18 protein-coding genes are annotated in these 24,997 nt (G+C 61.4%); 11 read left to right on the top strand and 7 right to left on the bottom strand.

Annotation, left to right across the window (positions count from 1 at the left end; translation table 11 throughout):
- The first annotated feature begins 17 nt into the window (after nt 1-17).
- The 4 genes from recC to HF682_RS01145 all read left to right on the top strand — a co-directional run bounded on the left by recC (nt 18) and on the right by HF682_RS01145 (nt 9,027).
- Nucleotides 18-3,281 (top strand): exodeoxyribonuclease V subunit gamma, encoded by a 3,264-nt coding sequence (recC, locus tag HF682_RS01160; RefSeq protein ID WP_168875427.1) that lies wholly within the window; start codon nt 18-20, stop codon nt 3,279-3,281.
- A complete protein-coding gene (gene recB, locus HF682_RS01155; RefSeq protein WP_168875426.1) occupies nt 3,268-6,807 on the top strand; it encodes an exodeoxyribonuclease V subunit beta in 3,540 nt (1,179 codons plus the stop codon). Before recC ends, recB begins: the two co-directional genes overlap by 14 nt.
- Nucleotides 6,804-8,525, top strand: a complete 1,722-nt coding sequence (gene recD, locus HF682_RS01150) for an exodeoxyribonuclease V subunit alpha (protein ID WP_168875425.1) — start codon at nt 6,804-6,806, stop codon at nt 8,523-8,525. Before recB ends, recD begins: the two co-directional genes overlap by 4 nt.
- Before the next feature lie 169 nt (nt 8,526-8,694).
- The gene (locus HF682_RS01145) at nt 8,695-9,027 is read left to right on the top strand and encodes a hypothetical protein (RefSeq protein ID WP_168875424.1); all 333 of its coding nucleotides are present in this window, start codon (nt 8,695-8,697) and stop codon (nt 9,025-9,027) included.
- Here the strand turns inward: HF682_RS01145 and HF682_RS01140 are convergent, their stop codons facing one another.
- From HF682_RS01140 to HF682_RS01125, 4 genes are all read right to left on the bottom strand, one after another.
- Nucleotides 9,028-10,122, bottom strand: a complete 1,095-nt coding sequence (locus tag HF682_RS01140) for a DUF1513 domain-containing protein (RefSeq protein ID WP_168875423.1) — start codon at nt 10,120-10,122, stop codon at nt 9,028-9,030. It lies immediately after the preceding gene.
- Nucleotides 10,123-10,125: 3 nt separating this feature from the next.
- A complete protein-coding gene (locus tag HF682_RS01135; RefSeq protein WP_168875422.1) occupies nt 10,126-11,214 on the bottom strand; it encodes an imelysin family protein in 1,089 nt (362 codons plus the stop codon).
- A gap of 11 nt (nt 11,215-11,225) precedes the next feature.
- Entirely contained in the window at nt 11,226-12,641 is a 1,416-nt protein-coding gene (locus tag HF682_RS01130) for a di-heme oxidoreductase family protein (RefSeq protein WP_168875421.1), read from the bottom strand.
- Nucleotides 12,642-12,708: 67 nt separating this feature from the next.
- Nucleotides 12,709-13,887: an imelysin family protein gene (locus HF682_RS01125; protein WP_308418682.1), complete on the bottom strand. Its 1,179-nt coding sequence runs from the start codon at nt 13,885-13,887 to the stop codon at nt 12,709-12,711.
- A 268-nt stretch (nt 13,888-14,155) separates the two neighbouring features.
- Here HF682_RS01125 and HF682_RS01120 point away from each other — a divergent pair, with 268 nt between their 5' ends.
- From HF682_RS01120 to HF682_RS01100, 5 genes are all read left to right on the top strand, one after another.
- Entirely contained in the window at nt 14,156-15,148 is a 993-nt protein-coding gene (locus HF682_RS01120; protein WP_168875420.1) for an extracellular solute-binding protein, read from the top strand.
- Between the two features lie 19 nt (nt 15,149-15,167).
- On the top strand, nt 15,168-16,793 hold the full coding sequence (locus tag HF682_RS01115) for an ABC transporter permease (protein WP_168875419.1): 1,626 nt from the start codon (nt 15,168-15,170) through the stop codon (nt 16,791-16,793).
- 8 nt (nt 16,794-16,801) lie between these two features.
- Nucleotides 16,802-17,848, top strand: a complete 1,047-nt coding sequence (locus HF682_RS01110; protein ID WP_240947026.1) for an ABC transporter ATP-binding protein — start codon at nt 16,802-16,804, stop codon at nt 17,846-17,848.
- 63 nt (nt 17,849-17,911) lie between these two features.
- Nucleotides 17,912-18,118, top strand: coding sequence for a DUF1289 domain-containing protein (locus tag HF682_RS01105; protein ID WP_168875417.1), 207 nt, complete (start codon nt 17,912-17,914; stop codon nt 18,116-18,118).
- 14 nt (nt 18,119-18,132) lie between these two features.
- The gene (locus tag HF682_RS01100) at nt 18,133-19,080 is read left to right on the top strand and encodes a tRNA dihydrouridine synthase (protein ID WP_168875416.1); all 948 of its coding nucleotides are present in this window, start codon (nt 18,133-18,135) and stop codon (nt 19,078-19,080) included.
- Here HF682_RS01100 and HF682_RS01095 read toward each other — a convergent pair.
- Nucleotides 19,046-19,831 carry a DeoR/GlpR family DNA-binding transcription regulator gene (locus HF682_RS01095; protein WP_205881858.1) on the bottom strand — a complete coding sequence of 262 codons (786 nt, stop codon included), beginning with the start codon at nt 19,829-19,831 and terminating at the stop codon, nt 19,046-19,048. The two genes, HF682_RS01100 and HF682_RS01095, sit on opposite strands and share 35 nt — an antisense overlap.
- A gap of 243 nt (nt 19,832-20,074) precedes the next feature.
- Here HF682_RS01095 and glpD point away from each other — a divergent pair, with 243 nt between their 5' ends.
- The gene (gene glpD, locus HF682_RS01090; RefSeq protein ID WP_168875415.1) at nt 20,075-21,586 is read left to right on the top strand and encodes a glycerol-3-phosphate dehydrogenase; all 1,512 of its coding nucleotides are present in this window, start codon (nt 20,075-20,077) and stop codon (nt 21,584-21,586) included.
- A gap of 149 nt (nt 21,587-21,735) precedes the next feature.
- Entirely contained in the window at nt 21,736-23,223 is a 1,488-nt protein-coding gene (gene glpK / locus HF682_RS01085; RefSeq protein WP_168875414.1) for a glycerol kinase GlpK, read from the top strand.
- Between the two features lie 28 nt (nt 23,224-23,251).
- Here glpK and HF682_RS01080 read toward each other — a convergent pair whose 3' ends face one another.
- Nucleotides 23,252-23,770, bottom strand: coding sequence for a YcnI family copper-binding membrane protein (locus HF682_RS01080; protein WP_168875413.1), 519 nt, complete (start codon nt 23,768-23,770; stop codon nt 23,252-23,254).
- Between the two features lie 143 nt (nt 23,771-23,913).
- Entirely contained in the window at nt 23,914-24,747 is an 834-nt protein-coding gene (locus tag HF682_RS01075; RefSeq protein WP_168875412.1) for an HDOD domain-containing protein, read from the bottom strand.
- Nucleotides 24,748-24,997 lie beyond the last annotated feature (250 nt).

The raw sequence follows: 24,997 nt of genomic DNA, 5'->3' as shown, positions 1-24,997 counted from the left end.
ACGGCATACTCTCGGCCATGCTGTATCTCTATCAAGCCAATCGACTGGAAACCTTGCTGGAACTGCTGCTGGCGGTGATTCGCCAGCCGCTGCCTTCGCCGTTCGAGCCGGAGGTCGTGGTGGTGCAGAGCAAGGGCATGGCGCGCTGGATCACGCTGCAACAGGCGAAGCGCAACGGCATTTGCGCCAATCTGCAGTTTCCCCTGCCCGCCACCTTCATCTGGCAACTGTTCCGCGCCATGCAGGCCGATTTGCCGCGCCGCTCCGGCTTCAGTCCTGACATCATGGCCTGGCGTATTGCCGAGCAGCTGGCCTCGTCGGAAGTCATGGCGCTGCACCCGTCCTTGCAGCACTATCTGCAGCAGCCGGATGAGCGCCGCCGCTATGAGCTGGCCTGGCAGGTGGCCGACATTTTTGACCACTATCTGATGTACCGCCCCGACTGGATTGAGGCCTGGGAGCAGGGACGGCAGCTGGGGCTGGGGGAAGAAGAGCGGTGGCAGCAGCCACTGTGGCAGCGTCTTGCCGCGCAAGACAGTGCGCCGCACCGGGTACGCCTGCTGCAGCATCTGCTGGACCGGCTGGCACAGGGGGAGCGACCGGCACACCTGCCGCAACGCGTGATCCTGTTTGGCATCAGCGCCATGCCGCCCGCTTATGTGGACATCCTGCATGGACTGTCGCAGCAACTGGATGTGTGCCTGTTTGTGCTCAACCCTTGCCAGGAGGCTTGGGGGCACCTGACCCGACAGCCGCCGCAGCTGGATCTGTTGCTGGAAGATGCGGGCCCGGCGCGACCCGAAGACCTCTATCTGGACCTGGGCCACCCGTTGCTGGCCTCTCTGGGCCGTCAGGGCCGTGATTTCATGGACATGCTGGTCGAGCGCCACAGTGGCGAACTGCACGACCTGTTTGTCGAGAACGAGCAGCCAACGCTGCTGGCACGCTTGCAGAATGACATTCTCTACCTGCGTGAACCGGCTGCCGACCATGTGCTGGCGGAAGACGATGTTTCCATCCAGCACCATCTGTGCCATAGCCCGATGCGCGAACTGGAGGTATTGCACGACCAGCTGCTGCAGCTGTTTGAAGCCGACCCCAGCTTGCAGCCTGCGGATGTGGCAGTGCTGATGCCGGACATCCATACCTACGCGCCGCTGATTGATGCGGTGTTTGCCAGGCGGGAAGGGGTGCCCTACATCCCTTACGGGATTGCTGACCGCTCCTTGCTCAGCCAGTGGCCGTTGTTGCAGGTGGTGGAGCAACTGCTGCAGGTGGCTGCCGGGCGGTTTGCTGCCGCTGAGGTGCTGGACTTGCTGTCTTGCCCGGCGCTGGCGCGTTGCTTTGGCATCGAGGAGGCTGAATTGCCGCTACTGCGGCAGTGGGTGGAGGCCGCAGCCATCCGCTGGGCGCGGGATGCCCGGCACAAGGCGGAGCTGGGGCTGCCCGATGATCCCGCCCATAGCTGGCAACAGGGGCTGGACCGCCTGCTGCTGGGGGTGGCATTGCCGGTCGAGCTGGCTGAAGCTGAAGCCCCCATGTTTGCGGGCATGTTGCCGGTTGCGGTGGCCGAGGGCAGCAAGGCGCAGCTGCTGGCCAGATTGGCCGTGTTTGTCGAACAACTGGGGCAGCTGCACCAACGGGTGGCCCAGCCGCTGTCGGCGGCAGACTGGGTCGCGCAGTTACATCAAGTGCTGGAGCAGTTTTTTGATCCCGATGAGGACGAACAACAAGCCGTGCAGCACCTGCGCGACACCTTGGCACAGTTGCTGGAGGACACCACGCTGGCTGGATTTAACCAGACATTTGGCCTGCCCTGGTTGCGGCGCTGGCTACAGCGGCATGGTTCACAAGCCTATGGCTCCACTGGTTTCCTGTCCGGCGGGGTGACCTTTTGCGCGATGGTGCCGATGCGCAGTCTGCCCTTCCGCGTACTGTGTCTGCTGGGACTCAATGATGGCGATTTCCCACGACAATTGCGCCCGCAATCCTTTGATCTGGTGGCGCAGCATTACCGGCGGGGAGACCGCTCGCGCCGGTTTGACGACCGCTATCTGTTCCTTGAGGCACTGTTATCGGCCCGGCAAGTGCTCTACCTCAGCCATGTCGGTTTCAGCATTCGCGACGGCCAGAGTCTGCCACCGTCGCCGCTGTTGGCTGAATTGCTGGACGTGATCCGCCTGAGCTGTGCCGACCCGGACGCCTTGTCGCGCGTGACGCTGGCCCATCCCTTGCAGCCGTTTGATGCCCGTTTGTTTCAGCCCGACGCTGGGCGGCTGCGCAGCTATGCCGCGCCTTATGCGCGAGCCGGCGTGTTGGCAGGCTTGGGCGAGGGCAGCCTTGCCCCACTGTTCCAGCAGCCCTTGCCTGAGCGTGTTGTAGATAGCGCATCGCTGGAAGAGTGGCTGCAGTGTTTTCGTAACCCTGCCCGCTATCTATTGCGGGAGCGGCTCTCCATCTGGCTGGATGAGCCCCGGGCGGAACCGGAAGGGTATGAGCCGTTTGAGCTGGACTGGCATGCCCGCCAGACGCTGCGGCGTTGGCTGCAGCAGGCACAAGGTCGCCCGTGGGGCGATGCGGAGACGGTGCAGTGTCTGGTCGAGGCGGATGGCTTGCTGCCTGCCGGGCCGATGGGGGGGCTGATGTATCAGGCAGAACGGGCCACGTTGCAGCCTTTTCTGCAAGCCTTGCCCGGCGCGGCAGAGACCTTGCCACCCTTACCCTTTCACTGGCAAGGACAGCAGCTGCGCCTGCAAGGGGTATTGGGGCAGGGCAACTGGCGGTTGACGCCGTCAGGATTGCTCGGCTTGCGTGCAGACCGCCTGCGTCCAGCGGATGAATTCCTGCTATGGATACAGCATCTGTTGTTGTGCGTACTACAGCCCCAGAATGTGGCCTGCCAGAGCCGCTGGCTGGCGCACGATGAGCGCAATGGCGCGCAGTGGCTGCAGTTTGAGCGCGTGGCCGAACCCGAGCCGCTGCTGCTGGACCTGGAACAGGCCTTCTGCCTTGCCGGGAACCAGCCGCTGCCGTTTTTCATCAAGAGTGCACATGCCTGGTTTGTGGCCCAGCAGCAAGGCAAAGATGCCATGAAGGCGGCCGAGCGTGTGTGGTTACCCCCGGAGCATCGCCACCCCGGCCAGTTTGGCGAAGGTGAGCAAGCGTATTACCACCTGCTGTACCGCGACCACAATCCGCTGGACCAGACATTCTGCGACTGGGCACAGCGCCTGCTGGCACCGATGTTTGCACACCGGGAGGTCAGCCATGAAGCTGGTTGAACCTACCCTGATGGGGTTTCCGCTGCGCGGCTTGCAACTGATTGAAGCCAGCGCCGGGACCGGCAAAACCTGGACGATCGCCAATCTGGTACTGCGCTTGCTGCTGGAGCAGGGGTTGCCGATCGAGCAGATTCTGGTGGTGACCTATACCAAGGCGGCCACTGCCGAGCTGCGCGAGCGGCTGCGGCTGCGGCTGGCGGAGGCACGAGACTGGTTGTATCACGGTGACAGTACCGATCCGGTCGGACGGGTGCTGCTGAAGCGCCTGCCCGCCGGTGAGGCGCGTTTCCGCGCCTTGACCCGTCTGGACTATGCCCTGCGGGGTTTCGACGAAGCTGCGATCTTCACCATTCACGGCTTTTGTCAGCGGGTGCTGGGCGACGTGGCGCTGGAGGCCGGGGTGCCCTTCGAGCAGGCCCTGCTGACCGATGATAGTGGCCTGCTGCTGGAGTTGATCGCTGACAGCTGGCGGCGACTGGTACACGATGTTCATCCGCTGTTGCTGCAATGGCTGCTGGACCACCACATTACGCCTTATACCCTGCTGCGCACCCTGCGGAGCTACATCGGGCAGCCCTGGTTGCAGGTGGCGGCGCCAGAAGCCGGTGAGCTAGAGGCCAGCTGGCAACGCCTTGCGCAGCATTATCAGCATTGCCGCGCACTATGGCAGGCAGAGGCTGACACCATCACCGCCTTGCTCGCCAGCCCGGCCTTGAAGAAGAACGTGTATCGCGAGGACTGGTGCCGCCTGTGGCTCGGCAAAATGGATGCCTGGCTGCGCCCGGAGCAGGCTCACCAGCAAGCCCTGTTTGACAAGGCTGAACGCTTGGCCCAGGACAGCTTGTCTGCCAGCTGCAAGGCAGGCAGTGAGGCGCCTGTGCACGCCTTCTTCATCGCCTGGCAGGACTTGCTGATGGAGCAGAAAAGCATGCTGATTGCGCTGGAGCAGCGTTATCAGCATGTGCTGGCGGCGCTGTATCGTCACTGCCAGGCGGCGCTACCCGCGCGCAAGGAAACCGAGGGTGTGCTGTCCTATGATGACCTGCTCAATCGGCTGGCCCAGGCGCTGGAGGGTCCGGCTGCCGAATTCCTGCGCCAGCGGGTGCGCCAGCGCTTTCCGGCAGCATTGATCGACGAATTCCAGGATACCGACCCAGTACAGTACCGCATCTTCCGGCATCTGTACGGGGATGACGATGCGGTGGCCTGGCTGGTGGGTGACCCCAAGCAGGCGATCTATAGCTTCCGTGGGGCGGACGTGTTTACCTATCTACAGGCCCGACACGATGCCGGTCAGCAGCATAGTCTGGGTGTCAACCACCGCTCAGACGAGGCACTGGTCAGTGCCGTCAATCAGCTGTTTGCCCGGCCTCAGCCCTTTTTGCTGCCGGGGATTGTGTTTCAGCCAGTAGACGCCGCGCGGCGCGGCCCCTCTGCCTTGCACGGTGGCGCGCAGCATGCGGCGCCCCTGCAGTGGCGACTGCTACCGGCGAATGGCACCGCACTGAGCAAGGAGGAGGCCAGCCGCCACAGTGCGCAGCACGCTGCCAGTGAGATGGTACGTCTGCTGAGCGATCCGGCCGTGATGCTGGAAGGGCGACGGCTGCACGGTGGCGATATGGCGGTACTGGTGCCCAGCCACCGGCAAGGCAGCCTGATGGCCGAGGCTTTGCGTGAGCGGGGGGTCCCGTGTGTGCAGCAGGCCACCCACAATGTCTTCCTGACAGAAGAGGCGGTGGAACTGCGCAACCTGCTGGCGGCGGTGCTGCAGCCCAACCGACAGTCCGCGTTGAGTGCTGCCTTGTGTTGCCCTTGGCTCGGCTTGGATGGTGCAGAGCTGTGGCAACTGCGTGAAACGCCGGAGCACTGGGAGCAGCAGGTTGAAGATTTCAACCGCTACCATCAGCTGTGGCGCGAGCAGGGCTTCTTGCCGATGGCACGCCAGCTACTGGACGAGCGGGCGGTTGCTGAACACTTGCTGCGTCTGCAGGATGGCGAGCGGCGCCTGACCAATGTATTGCACTTGCTGGAGCTGACCCAGGCGGAGAGCCATGTCCACCTGGGAATGGACAGTCTGTACCGCTGGTTCTGCGATCAGACACTGCAGCCGGAAGGTGGTCAGGATGAAGCGCTGATCCGGCTGGAGAGCGATGCGCAGCGGGTGCGGATTGTCACCATTCATGCCAGCAAGGGGCTGGAGTATCCGGTGGTGTTCTGTCCGTTTGCCTGGGATGGCAAGCTGCTGCAGCGCCACGAGCAGGATGTGCTCAGCTGCCGTGATGAGGCGGGTGTAGCAACGCTCTACCTGGGGGCGCCTGCCGCCGCCCGTGCCCGCGCTGAAAGCGAGCGCTTTGCCGAACAGCTGCGCCTGCTTTATGTGGCGCTGACCCGCGCCCGCCACCGCTGCTATCTGTATTGGGGCTGGGTCAAGGATGCCGGTCGGGCCGCTTTGTCCTGGCTGCTGCACGGCATGGCCACCAGCTTGCCGGAACACCTGATGATGACCGAGGCACTGGATCAGGCAGGGTGGCAGGCGCTGCTGCAGGCTTGGCAAGCACGGATGGACGGGCATATGCATTGGCAGCTTGCAGACGATGTGTCGCAGGCACGCTGGCAAGCCGAGCTGAGTACACCACAAGTCGAGGTCGCTCGGTTTGGCCGCCACTTGCGCAGCCAGTGGCAAATGAGCAGCTTTACGGCGTTGACCCGAAACCTGTCTGCGGCGTACATCGAACTACCCGACCATGATGGCCGCACCCAGCCACTCCCGGTCGAGAGCGAGGTACCGGCTTCGGGCATGTTTGCTTTCCCGAAAGGGGCCCGACCGGGTACCTTCCTGCACAGCCTGTTTGAGCAGATTGATTTCTGCGCACCCCGTTTAGCTTGGCAACCCGTGGTCCGTACCCTGCTGGCGGGACAGGGCTATGAGGCGCACTGGGAGCCGGTGCTGCTAGACATGCTGCAAGCGACCCTGCTGCAGCCGCTGGATGAGGCCGGTGGCTGTCTGGCACAGGTCACGCAGCGTGAGCGTCTGGTCGAGCTGGAGTTCACTTTCCCGCTGCCCGCGCTGTCCATGCCGCAGCTGGCTGCGCTACTGGCTCGACCAGAGCTGGGCTTGCCTGAGCCTTGCCGCCAGGTGCTGGGCCAGCTGAACCATCAGGCGGCGGCAGGCTACCTGAAGGGCTATGTAGACTTGATATGCCGTATTAACAACCGATTTTATGTTATTGATTACAAATCAAACTGGCTGGGGGGAAGGGCGGAGGATTATGTGCCGCAGCGACTGAGTCACGCCATCGCGCATGAGCACTATTACCTGCAATACCTGCTGTATACGCTGGCCTTGCACCGCTACCTGCAGCAACGCCTGCCCGGCTATCAGTATGAAGAGCACATGGGTGGGGTGCGCTACCTGTTCCTGCGCGGTACGGCAACCGGACAGCCCGGCTGCGGGGTGTATGCTGACCTGCCTTCGCTGGCCATGATTGATGCGCTGGATCACTTCTTTGCCGGGGTGCAGGCATGAGTATCCTGGCCCGCCCGCTGAGTCAGACCTTGTTGCGTCTGGTTGATGCGCATAGTGCCGAGCTGGAGCATGCGGTGCAGCAGCTGGTGGAAGCGCTGGAGGCGGGTCATGTCTGCCTGAGTCGAGACATGCTGGGCCCGGCAGCCTGTGAGGCCTTGTTGGCGAGCCCGCTGGTCGGCAGACCGGGGGAGTTCAAGCCCATCCTCTATCAGCTGGACCGTTTTTACCTGGCCCGCTACTGGCACTACGAGCAACAGCTGGCACAAGGCTTGTTGCAACGCTTGCAAAACAGTGCCGACTGGTCCCGGCCCGACAGTCCGGCACTGCTGGCCCGACTGTTTGCGGGTAGCCAGCAACAGCCGGACTGGCAATGCGTGGCGGTGGCGGCCAGCCTGCGCCAGGGGTTGACCATCCTCTCGGGTGGGCCCGGAACCGGTAAAAGCCGTACCGTTTTCAATATGCTATGCGCGCTGCAACTGAGCGCGCCGCAGAGCTTGCGCATCCGGCTGGCTGCGCCTACCGGCAAGGCTGCGGCCCGGCTGGCGGAGAGTCTGCGGTTGACCGCAGCCCAGGTGCTGCCCGGCTTGCCGGAGGACTGGCAGGTCGCCCTGCAAGGCTTGCCGCAACAGGCGGAAACCCTGCACCGGCTGCTGCAGCCCCGACCGGACCGCATTGGCTATCGCTATCATGCCAGCAATCCGTTACCGCTGGATGTGCTGGTGGTGGATGAGGCGTCGATGGTGGATGTCAGCCTGATGGCGCATCTGCTGGATGCCTTGCCGGTGGACGCCCGCCTGATTCTGCTCGGCGACAAGGACCAGTTGTCCTCGGTGGAGGCGGGCAGCGTGTTTGCCGACCTGTGTGCCGACGCCGGGCTGGACCCACAGCAAGCCGAGTCCTTGTCCCGACTGACCGGCCATGTCATTTTGCCACGTGCCGGGCGTAGCCAGCTGGGCAATGCGGTGCAGTTCCTGCACCACAGCTATCGTTTTGCCGGTGACGCTGGAATCGGCCAGTTGGCCCGCCATATCAATGCCGGGCAGGAAGACGCGGTGCTGGCTGTGTTGCAGCACAATCCGGATCTGCACTGGCACACGCTCTCACGGGTCGTGATGCTGGAGCAACTGACAGCACTGTTTGCAGACTACTTTGCCGCAGTCCGGCAGGGCGATGTGTCGGCCTGTTTTGCTGCACTGGATGCGGTGCGGGTGCTGGCGGCCTTGCACGAGGGGCCGGATGGCACCCAGCAGCTCAATGCCCAGCTGGCTTACCGTTTTGCCAACCGTGGCTGGATTCGGGCGGAACCACGCTATCCCGGCTTGCCGGTATTGGTTCAGCAGAATGATTACAGCCTGCAGCTCTACAATGGGGACCTTGGCATCATGCTGCCGGACGCACAGGGGCAGCTCAAGGTCTGGTTTGCGGCAGAGGGTGGTGGTTGGCGGGCCTTGCCCCCCGCACGCCTGCCTCCGCATGAACCCGCCTATGTGATGACGGTGCACAAGAGCCAAGGCTCTGAATTTTCACATGTGGCGCTGGTGTTGCCCGAGCAGGCCAGCCCCTTGCTCAGCCGCCCTCTGCTGTATACCGCCGTCACCCGCGCACGGCGGCAGGTCACGCTGTTTGGCCATGAGGCCCGCTTGCGCGAGGCTGTGCGGCTGGTACCGTTGCGCCATTCCGGTCTGGTTGCACGTTTGAGGCAGGAGGATGAATCATGAATGCCAGTGGCAGTCCCCTATGGGGGGCCGTATTCAGTTTACTGACGGCACTGATCGGCGTACTGGCCGGTGCCTGGATCACCTTGTGGCAGCGTCGGTACGAGCGCTTGTGGGATGAGCGACGGCTGGCTTATCAGGATACCTTGCAGGCACTGGGAAAAATCCAGCTGTGGGCCGGGGAAGGGGCGATGCGTGCGGTAGCACTATCTGCCGTACCCTTGGTGCAGGCGAAGAGCTGGAGCAGCAGGCCCGGCAGGCGGTATTCCAGTTGTTTGTGCAGGCACCGGGCTACCGTCTGCTGATGTCGGAAACCGCCTCGCAGATTCTGGATACCATCGTGGATGAGTTGGCTGCCATGCACTTGCAGGCGGTTAGCGACGGCGATAGTGAAGCGCAGGACCAGATGATGGAGCAGGTGGCGGCGATCCTGGTCCGCCACGCAGCCGCCTTCCGTAAGGCCGCATGGCAGGATCTGCACCGCGCCCGCTGGTGGCGGCGTTGATCAGGCAGCGGGTGGGCTCAGGTAAATGTGGTTGTCCCACATCACACCGGGCTCACGCAGCAGCAGCTGTTTCTCGCCTTGCGGGCTAACCCGGTACAGCTCGCCCAACTCATTCGATACCAGAAAGGCATCGCCCATGTCGGCGATGCCGGATGCCTTGGGGATGTCTACCCAGCCTTGCCATTGACCATTGCGCCATAGCGATACCCCATTGCCTTTGGGGTGGGTGGCCGCATGCAGCGGTTGTGAGGCGAGGGCGGCGATCGAGGCGGTATAGCCGGCCATGCGACGCTGCGTGTCTTCCGCCAGCTGGGGAATCGACAGCGGGTCTTCACCTTGATGGAAGGCGATCAGCGGCGTACGGTCGTCCTGGCCTTCAAACTGCATCGCGGCAGCCAGTCGCCCATCCGGGGTGCGCGCCAGGTGCCGTAACGACAGCTGCGGCAGCGGTACCCGGTATTCCCCGCGCAGCGCACCGTTCCGGCTATCCACATAAGCGAGGGATGACACCATGCTCGCGACATTGAGCTTGACGCGCCCAGTCTCCGGCAGGGTGAGGATACCGCCATTGGCGACGGCCAGGGTGTGGCGATCCGGCAGCAGAATCAATTCATGTGGACCAATGCCATGGCTGGGGTGGCTGTCCAGCACCCGAAAGTCACGGGCATCCCGCACCACAATCCGTCCTTGCCCGGTCGGGATATGGTTCTCGCTGGTGAACAGATAGCGCTGGTCGGCACTATAGACGGCGTGGCCAAACAGATGATGGTCTTCATCGCTGCTAAAGCCGCCACAGACTTCACCGCTAGTCAGATCCAGCAACCAGGCCTGGGTACCGGGACGGCGGGCGAGGATCAGCACCTTGCCGTCATGGGTGAACACCGCACCATGCCCGCGTGCGGGCAAGGGGGTTTTGGCACTGATTTGCCCGGCTTCCAGTGGCCAGCGCAGCCGGCCATTGTGGCTGAGGTTACCGATATTGAGTGGCGAAACCAGCCAGCGGGGTGCGGCTTGTTCCGGTGTGGCGTGCCCAAGCGCAGGCAGCAGGCTGTAAGCCAGCATGCCTTGCAGCAGGCGTCTGCGGCTGAGTGGCACGGCTCAGTCTCCGTCGCTGGCGTTGAAATCCAGCTGTATGTCCAGCAAGGGTGCCAGCTCGTTTTCCAGCCGGGTTTGCAGGCGGCGCAGGATGGTTTGCAGGGTCTCCAGCTGGGCCGGGTGGCGCTGGATGGCTTGCTGCATCGTCTTGCCCTTCAAGCTGCGGAGGATGGCACGGGCTTCTTCCAGGTCCTCTTTGGTACGGCGGATCAGTACCAGCTTGTCACGTCCGTCCAGATAGTCGTCAAAGCCCACCGCCTTGCCGCCGGGGCCATCCATGCCGAAAAAGACACGACTGAAGCCATCCAGATTGGCCTCCAGCAGGCTGAGGGAGTGCCCGCTGCGCCAGGCTTCGATCCGGCCCAGCGCATCCTGTTCGTCACGATTGTGCTGCAAAGGCTTTTCCAGCTTGCGCACCCGCACAAAGTCCATGCCGGCAATCATCAGGTTGATCAGCTCGCCCAGCGCTTGGTCGGTACGCAGGAACACCTTGTCTTCCGGGTGCTGCCCGGCTTCTGCCAGTTGGCGGGTGTAGCCCTGTCGCCAGTCCTGCTCCAGCCCTGTGGCCTCTTGGGCTACCCCCTGTGCCAGCCAAGTCGCCACGGCACAGCGTCGCCCCTTTGGCGCGGGCTTAAGCGACATCAGGTACTCAAGGGCTGGTAGCCCTTTGGCTGCGGCAGGCAGGGCCTCCAGCGCATCCGCAGTCAGGGCATCATGGCTTTTGAGCCAGTTGTCGATCTGCGCAGGGCGAGTGGGCCAAAAATTGACTTCTCGCTGGCTACGCCGCTCAATCAGCGGCCCGATCTGTACCATCTCCAGTGCTTGCCATTGCTTGGCCGTTGTCAGCCAGCCTTGCTGTAGCTGCTTCCAGCCGTTTGCACTGGGTCGCTGACAATAGCGCTGCCAGTCCTGTGCCCAGGTCTGGCTTTGCCGGGCAAACTGCTGCACTTGTGGCTGAAATACACCCTCTGCCAAGCCTTTCAGCAAGGTCGATTTGGAAAACCGCTCCTGCACGCTGTCATCATCGGCAGCCAGGCTCGGCGTGGACGCAAGCACAACCGAAGCAATAAAAGCACTATAAATCAGTTTCATGCGGCATAAACTTAAAGTGAATTCAGAAATGCCAGCAGCGCTTCACGATCCTGTTTGTTCATGTTGAGGAAACGGCTGCGGGCGGCGGCGGCTTCGCCATCATGCCACAGCACGGCTTCGCTCAGATTGCGGGCGCGGCCATCGTGCAGGTAGTAGCTGTGGCCATTGACGGTCGGGATCAGGCCAATACCCCACAAGGGCGGGGTACGCCATTCGCGGCCTGTGGCTTGAAAATCCGGACGGCCATCGGCCAGTCCTTCACCCATATCGTGCAGCAGCAGGTCGGTATAGGGGTGGATCCACTGCCTGGAGACTTCTGGCAAACCAGCGAGCGTGCCGGTCTTCCAGGATGCGGTGTGGCAGGCGATGCAGTTACTCTCGGCGAACAATTGCTTGCCACGGATGACTTGCGGCTTGTCTACCTCCCGCCGTGCCGGTACTGCCAGCGTGCGAGTGTAGAAGATCATCGCTTGCAGATTGTGCTCGGCAATTTCCGGCTTGCCACCACGCGCAGCCTGCTGGCAATCCTTTTGTGAGGGCGTGCATTCCTCTGTCGGGAACAGCGAGGAAGTGATGCCGATGTCGCCATTGAAGGCCCCCGCGCTTTGATGCGCCACATTGGGGGTATTCGCCTTCCAGCCAAAGCGCCCCAGCTGCATGCGTTTGCTTACCGCATCCCACACCAGATTGGGGCGGCCGGAAATGCCATCTTTGTTACGGTCATCCGGGTCAGCCTGCTTGCGGATGGCTTCCGCCGGAATGGCCTCCAGCAAGCCGAGGCCGATGACCTGTTGCGCGATACGCGGTGATACCAGCGTGCCGGCCTGCATCGGACCATAGCCCAGATCGGTGAACTGATAGCTGGGCTTGCGCAGTGCGTAAGGCTCGCCGTCGGCAAACTTGCCAGGCATTTCAGTGTACTGGATGTTGACTTTGCCTTCCGGCTTGACACCGTCCACCGCCTGATTATTGAACTGACCACCGTAAGTCGGCTCGGGCTTGGGTGAACCGTGTTCGCCTTCACCGGCGATGGAGAGGCGGAACAGCAGCCCCATCGGTTGCTCATCAGCTTCCACCGGCGGTGCGGCACGCCCATCATTGCTGTGGCAGGCGGTACAGGAGCGGGCGATGAAATGTGGGCCCAGCCCATCGCGGGCAGCCGTACTGGAGGGGGCTTCCACCCAGGGCTGGTTAAAGAAGGCGTGACCCACGGCAAAGCGTGCGCGCCGGTCCAGGCTCATATTGGCAGCGGGCAGGGAAAAGGCACGACGGTTGGTTTCCACCACGGTGGTATCACCGCCGGAGCGCTCCTCACCCGGGTCGCTCTGCTGTTGCAGGTTACGGCTGCTGGTGAACCCCAGCAGGATGGCACAGGATAGCAGGCTAAGGCCAGTCAGGAGGGTACGGCTGGAGGGCAGGGTAGGCATGGGCGGCAAAGGTACGATGAAGGGTCTGAGCGGGCTGGCCACAGTGGTGCCAGCCCGGTTGAGGGCGTCAGTTGGGGGCGTCGACCGACAGTTTGTTGATGCCAATGGCGCGCGCGGCGCTGACCAGTGTCTTGGTCTGGGCTTTCAACAATGCGATGGTGGCCTGCACCCGTTTGCGGCCCGGCGCATCTTTCTTGCCGATGATTTCCTGATCAAACGGTGCCTGGATGGCTTCAGCAGCTTGCTGGGTGCTGGCCAAGTCCTGTGCCAGCTTCTCGGCCAGCTTGGGGTCTTTGTCCGCCACCAGGTCTTTCAGGCTTGGCCCCTTGACCACGCTACCGTCCACGCGCTTGTAGCTGCCCAGGTAAACGTTCTGGATGCCTAGCGCATTGTTGACGATATCGCGATGGGTATTGTCAGAGAAGCAGGAGTGTTCGTCTTCCTGATCCTGGTTATCCAGCGCCACCTGCATGCGTTCACCGGAGAGTTCAGCGCTGCTGAGTACGGCCATGCCGGTCAATACCTTGCGCAGGCTGGCTTCCGGTTTGTCTTTCAGGAAACGACTGCGGAAGTTGTCAGTGCTGCCAGCCTGCCAGGAGTGCGCCAGATAGTCGAGATCCGCCACCAGTTGATCGGTCACCACCTTCAGGTACTGGCGGCGGCGGTCGGCATTTTTGGCCTGACCATCGACAAAATCGGTAAAGGCGCGGTCGCCTGGGCCTTGCGGGTTGAAGTCCTGCCCCCACAGCATGAATTCCACCGCGTGGTAGCCGGTGGCGATATTGGCTTCGCCGCCCTTGGTATTCAGCTTGATCAGCCGCTCAGCGGCCAGGTCGATCTTGGGGTTGTTGATCAGGCCTGCATTCGGTTTGCCCTTGACCATGTCGATGTAGACCTCATCCAGCGGCCAGGAGTTGAGGCGACCTTCGACATCTTTGGCATCATCGATCGGGCCGCCGTAGAAGCGATACACCTCGGTCTGGCCGTATGGCTCACGCGCAGCCAGCCAGGCTTTGCGGGCTGCTTGCAAGCCATCAGCAGACGGCTTGGCGACAAAGGCATCGACAGCCTTTTGCAGTTCACGAGCCTTGTTGCTGGCGTCCTGATAGCTGGCATGCACCATGTCCGCATAGGTGCTGAGGACAGCAGAGACATCAGTGGCTGCCTGACTGTAGACAGGGGCGAGGCCTGTCAGGGCGGCAGCCATCAACAGGGCAAGGCCTTTGCGGTGCAGGGATAGGGTCACAGGAAAACTCCAGATCTATGGATTGCAAGCCAGGGCAGATGCCCAAGCGTGGGTAAAAATGAAAATGTTAATGATTATCAAACTTTATGGCAACTATTTGAGCCATTGTTTGGTCAAACAAACACCATGACCGGCAATATCCATGCTGTTTAATCCCTGCTTTTGTACAATTGGGAATTATTGCTATTCGTGTTATCCTGCTAGCGGAGCGGTGTCTATATATGAGGGCGCCGCTCATTTCAACGATTGATCCGGAGTGTGTTTTACCATGCTGTTTACCCGTACCTTGCTGGCGGCTGCGCTGATTGTGCCTTTGGCGAGTCAGGCCGAGTCTCTAACCATCTACTCTGCACGCACCGAAACCTTGCTCAAGCCGATCCTTGAGGCGTACAAAAAGGAAACCGGTGTTGAGATCAAGGTGTTCAACGACAAGGAAGGGGTGCTGCTGGAGCGCCTGAAGGCCGAAAAAGAGAACACACCCGCAGACCTGCTGATCACGGTGGATGCCGGTAATCTCTGGCTGGCAGCCAAAGAGGGCGTGTTGCGCCCGGTCAAGTCGGACACACTGAATGCCGCCATTCCGGCGCATTTGCGTGACCCGGGCAATCAGTGGTTTGGTTTGTCTGTCCGTGCCCGGACTATTTTCTTCAACAAAGCCAAGGTCAATCCAGCTAGCCTCAGCAGCTATGAGGACCTGGCAAGCCCGAAGTGGAAAGGCAAGCTGTGCCTGCGTACCTCCAAGAAGGTCTATAACCAGTCTTTGGTGGCCACCTTGATTGCAGAGCATGGCGAAGCCAAGACCGAGCAGATTGTGAAAGGCTGGGTCAACAACCTGGCAACGGACCCCTTCGCGGATGATACCAAGATGCTGGAAGCCATCGCGGCGGGGCAATGCGAGGTTGGTCTGGCAAACACCTATTACTATGGCCGACTGATCGACAGCAACCCGGCGTTCCCGGTCGGGATCTTCTGGGCTAACCAGAAAACCAGCGGGGTTCACGTCAACGTGTCTGGCGCCGGCATTACCCGTCATGCCAAGAACCCGGCAGGCGCGCAGAAACTGCTGGAGTGGCTGGCCTCGCCCAAGGCGCAGAACCTCTTTGCCGACAACAATATGGAGTTCCCGGCCAACCCGGCGGTGAAGCCGGATCCTAAAGTGGCCGCCTGGGGCAGCTTCAAGGCCAATCTGATCAATATGTCCAAGGCAGGTGAATTGCAAGCGGAAGCGGTCAAGCTGATGGATCGTGCAGGCTATCGCTGATTCACAGCAATCACGGTCCGTGTCAGGGCGGTTGCTGACACTGCTGGCCACCCTGGCGGGAGTGCTGGTGCTCCTGCCCGTGCTGGCGGTGCTCAGCGGTTTCCTGGTGGCGGAACCGGCGGTTTGGCAGCACTTGCGTGAGTATGTGCTGCCCCATGTGCTGCCCAATACCCTCTGGCTATGGTTAGGGGTGATGTTGGGCAGCTTGCTGCTGGGCGCCTCGCTGGCGTGGGCCACGGTAGCCTGGGATTATCCGGGGCGGCGCTGGCTGAGCTTTGCCTTGATGCTGCCGCTGGCCATGCCCACCTACATTCTGGCCTTTGTCTATCTGGGCTGGACTGAGTATGGGGCCTGGCTCCCGACGCTATGGCGTGAGGCAGGCTGGGGCGCTTTCCCCTTGAGCCGTGGAAGGATGCTCACCATCCTGTGCATGGTGATGGGCTATTACCCTTACGTCTATCTGATTGCGCGGCAGGCTTTCCTGACGCAAGGCCAGCGCTTGCAAGAAGTTGCCCGATCGCTGGGGGCCGGTCGCTGGCGAGTCTGGTGGCGGGTGTCTTTGCCGCTGGCTTTGCCCTGGCTGCTGGGTGGCAGCATGCTGGTGTCGATGGAAACACTGGCAGACTATGGTACGGTCGCCATCTTCAATTACGACACACTGACCACCGCCATCTACAAAACCTGGTTTGGGCTCTTCTCCAAGGCGGGTGCCATGCAATTGGCCACCGTGCTATTGCTGCTGGTGGCGCTGTTGTTGCTCACGGAGTATCTGCTGTTACGGCGGTTGCGCTTTGATCTCGGCGGGCGCAGCAGCCAGCATTTCCAGCCCCGAGCCTTGCAGGGGGCAATGCGCTATCTGATGCCGTGCCTGTTGTTGCTGGTGTTACTGCCGGTGTTTATTCTGCCCCTGGCACAGTTGATCGGCTGGAGCTGGGACCAGGTGCGGGCGGAGTGGGACGAAGCATACTGGGCGCTCACCTGGAATGCGGTGCGTCTGAGCCTGATGGCGGCGATGCTGGTCACGCTGATGGCGACGGCACTGGTGCTGGCGGGGCGACGCCATGCCTCGGTAGGTTTCAAGCTCTGGTCACGCATGGCAACGTTGGGCTACGCCTTGCCGGGCGCCGTGCTGGCGGTCGGTTTCTACTGGCCGTTTACAATGCTGGACCAGTGGCTGCTGACCAGCGCTAGAGCGCTGGGCCTGCACGCCGACGCGGTATTGCGCGGAACCGTGCTTGCATTGCTGCTGGCGTATGCAGCACGCTTTATGGCGGTGGCCTACAAGCCGGTGGAGGGTGCCAGCCAGCGGTTGACGCGAAGTGTAGAGGAGTCTGCCCGTCTGCTGGGCATGCGCGGGTGGCGTTTGCTCTCCCGACTCTACGCCCCCCTGCTGGCAGGGGGAATGGGCACAGCCATGATGCTGGTGTTCATTGATGTGATGAAGGAAATTCCCATCACTTTGCTGATGCGCCCGTTTGGCTGGGATACACTGGCCACCAAAATTTTTGAATATACCTCAGAAGGGCAGTGGACCCTGGCGGCCTTGCCTTCCTTGACCCTGGTGCTGGCGGGCTTGCTGCCGGTTGGCCTGTTGTTCCGCACCCTGAACCGGATGAGTTCATCATCACCCCCTCCTGGCCCATGAGTACAACCTTGCATATTGACCGTGTCAGCTGTGGCTATGCCGCAAACACGGTACTGGAACAGATCAGCTTCACCCTGGCGGCCGGTCAGGTGGGGTGCTTGCTCGGGCCATCGGGTTGCGGCAAGACCACCTTGTTGCGGGCCATTGCAGGGCTGGAGCCGGTGCGCCATGGGGAAATCCGGCTGGGGGAGCAATTGCTGTCTGCTCCCGATTATCAACTGGCGGCGCAGCAACGCGGCATCGGCCTGGTGTTTCAGGATTTTGCGCTGTTCCCGCATCTGAGTGTGGCGGACAATATTGCGTTTGGCTTGTTCAATCAAGCAAAAATCCAGCAGCGTCAGCGTGTCGCGGACATGCTGACGCTGGTTGGGCTGGAGGGCTACGCACAGGCCATGCCGCATCAGCTTTCCGGGGGGCAGCAGCAGCGGGTCGCACTGGCGAGGGCGCTTGCGCCCCGGCCCCGCTTGTTGCTGCTGGATGAGCCCTTCTCCAGTCTGGACGTGAGCCTGCGGCAGCAGCTGGGGCAAGAGGTGCGCCGCATTCTCAAGGCCAGTGCCACCACGGCGCTGCTGGTGACCCACGACCAACAGGAGGCCTTTATCCTGGCGGATGAGGTGGGGGTCATGATGCGTGGCAGCCTGCTGCAGTGGGCACCGCCGTACCAGCTTTACCATCAGCCCGCCACCCACCAGGTTGCGGACTTCATCGGTGAGCAAGTCTGGCTTCTGGGGGAGGTCCAGCCTGATGGCTGCGTGCTGACCGAGCTGGGGCGGCTGTGTACCCAGTCTGCCTGCGTGACCGCTGCGGCAGGTAGCGCCGGTGAGCTGGTAGATGTGTTGATTCGCCCGGATGATGTGGTGCACCAGGATGATGCCCCCTTGCGTGCCGTGGTGGTCAACAAGCAGTTCCGGGGCGCTGAGTTCCTCTATCAGCTGCAGTTGCCCAGCGGCCAGTTGCTGCTGGCGCTGGTGCCTAGCCATCACGACCATCAGCTTGGCGAAGCCATTGGTATCGTGCTGGCGGCAGACCACGTGGTGACCTTCCGCCGGTCCTGACATTTTGGTGTTGTGACCAGTCGCAGTACAATAGACGATTGATCTTGTCGATGACCCTCTGCCATGCCCGCTGAACGTCCGGATTCTCCCTGTGTGGCCCTGTGCTCAACGGCACTGGGTGATGAGGTGTGCGTGGGGTGCGGGCGCACCTTTCAAGAGGTGGCGCAATGGGTGGCCATGGATGCAACGGCCCGTGAGCAAGTGTGGCAACGCTTGGAACAGCATTGGCAAGCGCGTGGGCTGCCAGCCCCTTGGTTGCAACGCGGCTGAGTGAGGGCAGGGTAATGCGGCTGGTATTGGCCCCGATGGAAGGGCTGGCAGACAATGTCATGCGGGATGCGCTGACTCGGGTGCCGGGTGTGGACTGGTGCGTCAGCGAGTTCATCCGCGTGACGGGTAGCCTGCTGCCAAGACGTACCTTTACCCGTGTCGTGCCAGAGCTGCGTAACGCGGCCCGCACCCGTAGTGGGGTGCCGGTACGGGTGCAACTGCTGGGGAGCGATCCGGTCAGCCTGGCGGATAATGCTGCGCGTGCCGCCGAGCTGGGCGCGCCGGTGGTGGACCTCAACTTTGGCTGCCCGGCCAAAACCGTCAACCGTCACCGTGGTGGCGCCGTCCTGCTGGAAGAGCCGGAGCTGCTGTTCCAGATCATGAGTGAAGTGCGCAAGACGGTGCCAGCCCAGGTGCCGGTTACGGCCAAGATGCGGCTAGGAGTCAACGACACAACCCCTGCTATTGCGGCAGCACAGGCACTCTGCAGCGGCGGGGCGGCGGAACTGGTGGTGCATGCGCGCACCAAACAGCAAGGTTACCGCCCGCCTGCACATTGGGAATGGATCGCCCGTATTGCGGAGCAGGTCACGGTTCCGGTGATTGCCAATGGCGAGATCTGGAGTGTGGCGGATTATTTGCGCTGTCGGCAGGTCAGCGGCCTGCAGGACGTGATGATCGGACGTGGTCTGGTGGCCCGGCCTGACTTGGCCTTGCAGATTCGGTCAGCTGCAGGCGAAGTAGCGCTATGGCACTGGGCAGACATGCTGCCCATTCTGGCGGACTTTTTCGCCGAGGTGCGCCGCAAGGTCGAGCCCAAGCATGCGCCTGGACGTCTCAAACAATGGCTGGGTTACCTGCGCCGCAGTTACCCGGAGGCGGAGTCGTTGTACGGCGAATTGCGTACCCTGCTGGACCCGGATGCCATCACGGCGCGGTTGCTGCGCCCACCTGCGCGGTAATGAAGACCTGGGTACCGGCCTCGCGAATCACCGCTTGCAGGGCTTCCGGAATCGGCGCATCGGTAAACAGGGCATCCACCTGACTGATATGCCCGAGGCGAACCAGTGCCTCGCGGCTGAATTTGCTGTTGTCGGCCACCAGCCACACCTGACGTGACTGCTCGATGATGGTCTGCGCGACCTTCACCTCACGGTAATCAAAATCCCGCAAAGTACCATCGTTCTCAATGCTGGATACGCCGATGATGCCGATATCCACCTTGAATTGTCGCAGAAAGTCGATGGTGGCCTCGCCGGTGATTCCCCGGTCTCGAGCGCGGACCACCCCGCCGGTCACGATGACTTCATGCTCGGGGTTATCCGCCAGGGTCGCCGCCACATTGAGGTTGTTGGTGATGACCGACAGGTTGCGGTGCTGTACCAGCGCGCGGGCAACTTCTTCGGTAGTGGTGCCGATATTGAGGATCAGTGACTGGCCATCCTGCACTTGAGCGGCAACGGCGGTGGCAATGCTGCGCTTCTCATCGCTGTTCAACACCTGTCGCCGGTTGTAGGCAATGTTCTCCACGCTGGAGGGCAGGCCAGCCCCCCCATGATAGCGACGCAGCAGGTTTTGCTCTGCCAGCTGGTTGATGTCGCGGCGGATGGTTTGCATGGTGACACTGAAATGCTGGGCCAGCGCTTCGACCGATACAAAACCGTGCTGACGAATCTGTTCTAGCAGCTGTTGCTGTCTGGGGTTGAGCAGCATGGTTCGAGTGGTCTCCTGCAAATGTGCGAAAACGAATCGCTGGCGGCAGAATGTTACACCGATTGTGTTTGCCGTGCAGGACTACCTGCACGATGGGTGGGCTTGCCTGATATTTTCCGCACAATTCATCCAAAAAGAACATAAACGAAAATAAATGTTGCAAAACGATCTATGCAACGCTATAACATCACCAGATAAGCAACACCAGCCTGCGGGCTGGCTCACATACAGGTAGAGGATGTTATGCAGGATGTGTTGGACTTGGTCATCATCGGTGGCGGCATCAATGGTGTCGGCATCGCGCGGGATGCGGCAGGACGCGGCCTCTCCGTGTTGCTTTGCGAGCAGGATGATCTGGCACAACATACCTCGTCAGCCAGCACCAAGCTGATCCATGGCGGTTTGCGCTATCTGGAGTACTACGAATTTTCTCTGGTACGCAAGGCCTTGCAGGAGCGTGAAGTGTTGCTGCGTGCCGCCCCGCACATCATCTGGCCGCTGCGCTTTGTCATGCCACATGATCAGCACTTGCGCCCGGCGTGGCTGATCCGAGCCGGTTTGTTTCTTTACGATCATCTGGCGCGGCGTGAATTACTGCCTGGCTCCACCTCGGTCAAGCTGGCCCGGCATCCGGCGGGCAAGCCCTTGCATGATCGCTTCCAGAAAGGCTTCATCTATTCGGATGGCTGGGTGCAGGATGCCCGGCTGGTGGTGCTCAATGCCATGGATGCGGCGCGTCGTGGCGCGGAGATCCTCACTCGAACCCGCTGCGTAGCGGCCGCACGGGTCAATGGTGTGTGGGAGGTCGAGCTGCAATGTCCGGATGGCAGTACGCGCCGGGTCAAGGCGCGTGCACTGGTCAATGCGGCGGGGCCGTGGGTCGGGCAGGTGCTGAAAAGCGCCATCGGCGTGCAGGCTGAGCGTTCGGTGCGTCTGGTCAAAGGGAGCCACATTGTGGTGCCCAAGCTGTTTGAGCATGATCATGCTTACATTTTCCAGAACCCGGACAAGCGCATCATCTTTGCCATACCGTATGAAACGGATTTCACCCTGATTGGCACCACTGATGTGGAGTACAAGGGGGATGCCGCCAAGGTGGCGATTGATCAGGACGAAGTGTCCTATCTGTGCGACATGGCCGGGCGTTATTTCAAGCAACAGATTACCCCGGGCGATGTGGTGTGGCACTACTCCGGCGTGCGGCCTTTGCTGGACGACGAATCCGCCAGCGCGGCCAGTGTCACGCGTGACTACTCGCTGGAGCTGGATGCCGACCATGGCGAGCCGCCGTTGCTGTCCGTGTTTGGCGGCAAGATCACCACCTTCCGCAAGTTGGCGGAAGAAGCGGTGGAGCGCCTGCAGCCGCTGCTGAACAGCACCGCCCGCTCCTGGACTGCGAATGCGGTACTGCCAGGTGGCGACCTGCCTGCTGGGGGAATCGCCGTATACGCCCGACAGCTGCAAGAGGCATGCCCGTCTTTGCCTGCCGCCATGCTGGCCCGTTATGCCCGCACCTATGGTAGTTGCAGTACGACCATCCTGTCCGACATCCAGCTGGGCGGGGTCATGGCCGAGGAAGTCCTTCCTGGGGTTTATGCGGCGGAGCTGCATTATCTGGTGCGGCAGGAATGGGCCTGTACAGCGGAAGACATCCTGTGGCGTCGCAGCAAGCTGGGATTGCATTTGCCTGCGGATGCCGCAACACGTCTGGAAGCATGGCTGCACCAGCATCGTGATGGCTTGCTGAACAAGTGAGCAAGTAAACCGTTTCCTCGTGTGAGCTTGACAGGGGTGGCAACACCCCTCTTTTTTTGGTGGCCATCGCAAAGGTCGGTACACTGTGAACTACAGTTTGCCTTTCATACCCCGTGCATGCACGCGGGGTTGCACTCAAGGAGTGGTGTATGCGTTATGTGCTTGCCCTGGATCAGGGAACCACCAGTTCACGCAGTATCCTGTTTGACGAGCAGGCAAACATTGTCGCTACAGCGCAGCAGGAGTTCCCACAGATATTTCCACATTCCGGCTGGGTGGAACATGATCCCGAAGCCATCTGGCAGAGCCAACTTCACACACTGCGTAGCGTGCTGCACAAGGCAGGAGTCAGTGCAGCACAAGTGGCCTCCATCGGCATCACCAACCAGCGTGAAACCACGGTAGTCTGGGATCGGCAAACCGGCTATCCCATCTACAATGCCATTGTCTGGCAGGACCGGCGCACCGCAGATCATTGCGAGCAATTAAGACAGGCTGGCCATGAAGCGCTGTTTCGTGAGCGTACTGGTCTGGTGCTGGACCCTTACTTCTCCGGTACCAAACTGGCCTGGCTGCTGGACCATGTGCCTGGCGCACGCGCTCAGGCCCAAGCCGGTAAGCTGGCTTTCGGCACCATTGACAGCTGGCTGACGTGGCGGCTTAGCGGAGGGCGCAGTCATGTCACGGACGTGAGCAATGCATCACGCACCCTGATGTTCGATATTCACAGAGGGTGTTGGGACGACGACCTGCTGGCCCTCCTCAACATCCCGCGCGGCATGCTGCCCGAAGTAAGGCCTTCCTGTGCACCAATGGGGGTACTGGATGTCTCACTGCTGGGGACCGCAGTCCCGATAGGAGGTATGGCTGGCGACCAACAGGCGGCTTTGTTCGGGCAAGGTTGTCACCAGCCGGGTATGGCCAAGAATACATACGGTACCGGCTGCTTCATGCTGCTACAAACGGGTTCTGAAGCACGAGTATCGACCCATGGCTTGCTGACTACGGCGGCGGCGCAGTTCGGCGATCAACCGCATTACGCCTTGGAGGGCAGCGTGTTCATGGGTGGCGCCGTGGTGCAATGGCTGCGTGATGGCCTCGGCATCATTGAGCATGCTGCCGAGATCGAGAGTCTGGCCAACTCGGTGCCGGACAGTGGCGGTGTCTATCTGGTTCCTGCCTTTACCGGATTGGGGGCGCCGCACTGGGACCCGCATGCACGTGGAGGTTTGCTGGGCCTCTCCCGTGGCACGAACCGTGCGCACATTGCCCGCGCGGCGCTGGAAGCGATTGCATTCCAGTCTGCTGAGCTGCTGCTGGCCATGCAAGCCGATGCGTCTCAGCCTGTGACGGAATTGCGTGTCGATGGTGGCGCCGCCGCCAACGCGACCCTGCTGCAGTTCCAGGCAGATCTGCTGGGGATACCCGTCTTGCGTCCCAAGGTGCTGGAAACCACGGCATTGGGTGCGGCTTATCTGGCAGGTCTGCAAGCCGGTGTATGGCAGGGGCTGGATGAATTGCAGTCACAATGGCAGCTGGACCACCGGTTTGAACCACGCATGAGTCGCGATGAGGCGCAGCAGCGTCTGGCCGGCTGGTTGAAAGCGGTCGGGCGGGTAGGGGCGTGGGCCACCTGAGTGGCGGCCCGACGCGAAACGAGGATGCTTAGTGGCCGCTGCTGGCGGGGGGCAGCAGCTTCAGACTCGCTGCCGGATGGTCATTGCCGCTGCTGTCGCCCGGCACTGCTGCCCAGTCGATTTCACCTTTCTCACACTGTTGCTTGACCTTGAAGTACAGCGTTTTCCCGGCATCCGGCGGAAGCTGGATGCGGAACACAAATTCGTCGTAATACGCATCCGGCAGGTTGCCGCCTTGCCAGCGGATGCGGCGAACGTCCTCGGTGATGGTGTCACCATGCCAGTCGTAAGGCTGCGCCAGCTTTTCCTTCACGACCTGCACACTCCAGCCCGCGTGTGGCATCGGCTTGGCCTGCCGTACACCGTCGGGCAAGGTCACCTGGATACCCGTCGTGGCACTGCCATCGCAGCCATGGGGAATGCGCAGTACCGCCTTGTAGCTTTTCCCAGCTTCGGCGCTGCCTTGCTCCAGGGTGACATGGGCTTGTGCAGCAAGCGGGAACAAGACCGCGCCGGTCAGGGACAATGCAATGCGGGAAAGAATCATGATGAGTTGCACCTGGCATTTGGGTTGAGGGTTGTCAGGCGCGTATTGTCAGATGCCGTGAGCCGCTTGACCATGTGACGCAGTGTCGCAGCAATGAAAAAGGCCACTGTTTCCGTGGCCTTGGGTGGGGGGCAGGGCAGCGGTCAGATCAGTGAATCCATCGCCGTACTGAGCTCTTTGAGCTCGGGCAGGGCGGCACACAGCATCTCCGGTGTGAAACTGAAGGGAGAAGCGGCTTCAGCCGGGAACCCCTCTTCGACCTCTTCCTCTCCGCCATCATTTTCCAGCAGCGTCGCCAGAAATACGGCCAGATGAATCAAGGCCGCATACGGGTGCATGGGTTTCAGCTGTTCCGGTTGAGCATAGTGCGCGATGGCACGCTGGATATCATCCGGGAAGTTCCAGCGCCGGGCCAGCTCGGTGCCCACCTCACAGTGGTCAATGCCCATGGTGGCTTGCTCAAGGTCGACACGGGCGGCCGGGGTGCCGATGTTCGAGGTTTTTTGCAGCGTGGCGGATTCCTTGGGCAGCACGATGTGCAGCAGCAACTGACCAATGCCATGCATCAGGCCTGCAGTAAAGGCAATCTCGCCATTGAGTTTCATGGTGCCATGCCGGGCCAGCCACTTGGCGATGCTGGCAACATGCAGTGAATGTTGCCAGAAGCGATCGCGGTCAAACCCGGGCATCTGGGAAAAGGCACCGGTAATACCGGATGCAATCACCAATGTTCGCAAACTGTTGAAGCCCAGTACGACAACGGCATCATCCACAGAGCCGATCTGTCGGGTGGAGCCATAGTGTGCCGAATTGGCCAGCCGTAACACCTTGGCGGTCAGCACCTGATCCACCGCCACCCGCTTGGCGATACTGCCAATTTCGATGTCTTCCTGATTGAAGCTGTCGATCAGTTCCTGCACCACGCGCGGGATGGTCGGCAGCAGGTGGGTTTTTTCGAATACCGCGTCGATGTTCATTATGATCCGTCTCCATGTTATGAGCGGGGGCTCAGTTCATCTTAGGTAGGCCTCATCAGGGGTGCAAGGTGAATTTCCGGGTCAGTTGGCAGAAAACCCCGGTGATAACGGTGTATTCTTGCGGGGTGATACTTATTGACGTTTACGTAAACGTAACGTATCGTGAAACCAGTTGGCGTCAGAAGTCTATAACAGGAAACAAGGGTCGTTGTACTGTCCACTGGGCGGGATGGATCATGCGCTGCCGGTT

The organism is Leeia aquatica, from assembly GCF_012641365.1.
Classification (GTDB): Bacteria; Pseudomonadota; Gammaproteobacteria; order Burkholderiales; family Leeiaceae; genus Leeia; species Leeia aquatica.
This window is presented reverse-complemented; position numbering and strand designations above follow the sequence as displayed.